Annotated in this window: 3 protein-coding genes and 1 pseudogene; 2 read left to right on the plus strand and 2 right to left on the minus strand. The window is 64.3% G+C overall.

What is annotated here, in order from left to right; genetic code table 11:
- A pseudogene (locus I4J89_RS49005) lies at positions 1-200 on the plus strand (IS110 family transposase); the annotation flags it as partial.
- 170 nt (positions 201-370) lie between these two features.
- Here the strand turns inward: I4J89_RS49005 and I4J89_RS49010 are convergent.
- Together I4J89_RS49010 and I4J89_RS49015 are read right to left on the minus strand one after the other, a co-directional pair.
- Positions 371-937 (minus strand): hypothetical protein, encoded by a 567-nt coding sequence (locus I4J89_RS49010; protein WP_196421089.1) that lies wholly within the window; start codon positions 935-937, stop codon positions 371-373.
- Between the two features lie 179 nt (positions 938-1,116).
- Positions 1,117-1,662: a YciI family protein gene (locus tag I4J89_RS49015; RefSeq protein ID WP_196421090.1), complete on the minus strand. Its 546-nt coding sequence runs from the start codon at positions 1,660-1,662 to the stop codon at positions 1,117-1,119.
- Between the two features lie 205 nt (positions 1,663-1,867).
- On the opposite strand from I4J89_RS49015, the gene I4J89_RS49020 reads away from it, so the two are divergent.
- The coding region (locus tag I4J89_RS49020; RefSeq protein WP_444876230.1) for a Y-family DNA polymerase at positions 1,868-1,977 on the plus strand (110 nt) is incomplete at its 3' end.

Consider the following 1,977-nt stretch of genomic DNA (forward strand, 5'->3'; position numbering starts at 1 on the left):
AGCAATGGGCGTTCTGCGCGATGAAAGGCTCCCCGGGAGCCCGCACCTACTACAACCTGCTCCGCAAGCGCGGCACCGGCCACCAAGCCGCACTACGCCAGCTCGGCAACCGCCTCGTCGGCATCCTCCACGGCTGCCTCAAGACCAGCACTCCCTACAACGAAGCCACCGCCTGGGCCCATCCACAGCTCACTACTTGACATCGAAAAACATAGGATGTCTGCCGCCGATCGTGCGTGCTGGCCGCCAACGAGCATGTCACGCGCGGTAACCGGGGTCGCGGGCGCTTGACATCCGACTTGCCGATGAGCGCGCATGGCCATCCGGCGTGCCTAATGCCGATGATGGATGAGGACGCTCGCCGTGCCTGTCAGTTCGGTTGTGTGTCCCACCAACGCGGCAGATCGTCATCCGGTTTCTCCGGACTGGCGAAGTGGAACGGCACACCGAAATGCTGTGCAATAGCCTGGCCCTGCTCGATCGCCTGTTGTGCCTCCGGCCAGGGCGGCACCTCTCTGGTGAACAGGCGGATGTCGCCGCCGTGCCGCAGCACCGTCAACGTCACTTCATCAAAGCAATCATGGCACTTGCCCGGTTGGCGCACGATTGCGACCAGGACGACGAACCAGCCCTGTGTGTCGCCGTCCCAGAAGGCTTCGACCGCGAGGACAGGCGCGGTGACAGCCTCCGCCTTCTCGATCAGCTGCGCGGTTGTCGGCGGTGGTGGCTCAGGCTCAAGGAGTCCCTGTCGGTCGAGTTCGGCGCGTCGCTCTATCAGTCGATCCTGGGCTTCGTAAAGACCAGGCGGCGGCTGCTGTCCGCCTTCCTGGCGCAAGAGGATGACCGCTGGGATCAGGCGACCTGTGCACAGCAACTCGTCCAACCGCTCAAGCAACTGAGGATCGATCGCGTTCCACCAGTCGTCAGCTAGGCGCATGCCGTCACTATCGTGTCGGGCGTCTTCGGTGCCCACAGGCGAGCCATGAGCCGATGCACGCTCATGCCGCTGTCCGTGCGCGCTGGCCGCCAACGAACACGTCACGGGTCGTAGCCGGGGTTGCTGGCGCTCAACATCCGACTTTGCCGAGTTGAGTGCGGTCGGTTGTTGGCGGTGGCCTATCTCCGCCCACCGAATGTCCAGCGATGTACCTCGATGGAGGCGTATCGTTCTTGAGTCAGAACAGCACGTGCTTCGTCTGGATTCGGCGCGACTATCAGTACCGCAGTGCCCACCCACGTCATGCCATCGTCGGACAGTAGCGGCCCGTATGCGATCAAATCATCCTGGCCGGCGGGGACTGCGAGGTCAGCGGCCGGCCCCTCGCCCAAGCCGAGCACAAGGTAACGGTTGCCACCCGTCGGGCCTCCGGGAAAGTCCCACATGGTGCGTCCCAGCGAGTTGCGCCACCGCCGCAACAGCACGTCTCGGTACACGCCAGCCTGATAATTGGGCTCATCGAAGGCGAACGCGCGCGCAGCGGCAGGATTGGGAAGATCCACTATGTGGAGGCTCCCCGTGGGAGTGTCATCGTCCGCCAAGGTCGGGCCACGGGCGATGAGCTCAGGCTCAAAACCATCCATGTACGCCCAATGGTGTTCTCCTTGCTCGTAACGCAACGCCAGTGAGCCGGACCGGTCGCGGTGGTAGCAGAGGAACTCCATATCCACAGCCTTTCATCCGCGGCACCGAACCGATGCAGAGCGGGTCGGCCACCGCAGGACAGCCGGCCCTAGACCGAACGCCCGGATCTGCCGCGATCAGTGCGTTTTCACCGGTGGTGTGCGACTTCGGAAGACAGCCTGGTGACGGTGGTGCGGCGCAGGAGAGCGCCGCGGGAGAGGCGGTCGGTGGGGTGATACTGGGCGGGTGGCTGACGGCTGGGTGCTGCATGTCGATCTCGACCAGTTCTTCGCGTCGGTCGAGGTGTTACGCCGCCCTGAGCTGCGTGGTCGACCGGTGGTGGTGGGTGGATCCGG

The organism is Actinoplanes aureus, from assembly GCF_015704865.1.
GTDB classification, from domain to species: Bacteria; Actinomycetota; Actinomycetes; order Mycobacteriales; family Micromonosporaceae; genus Actinoplanes; species Actinoplanes aureus.

Coding starts and splice junctions, on each gene's coding strand:
- I4J89_RS49015 (WP_196421090.1), bottom strand. CDS start 1,662: ATGGAGTTCCTCTGCTACCACCGCGACCGGTCCGGCTCACTGGCGTTG.
- I4J89_RS49010 (WP_196421089.1), bottom strand. CDS start 937: ATGCGCCTAGCTGACGACTGGTGGAACGCGATCGATCCTCAGTTGCTT.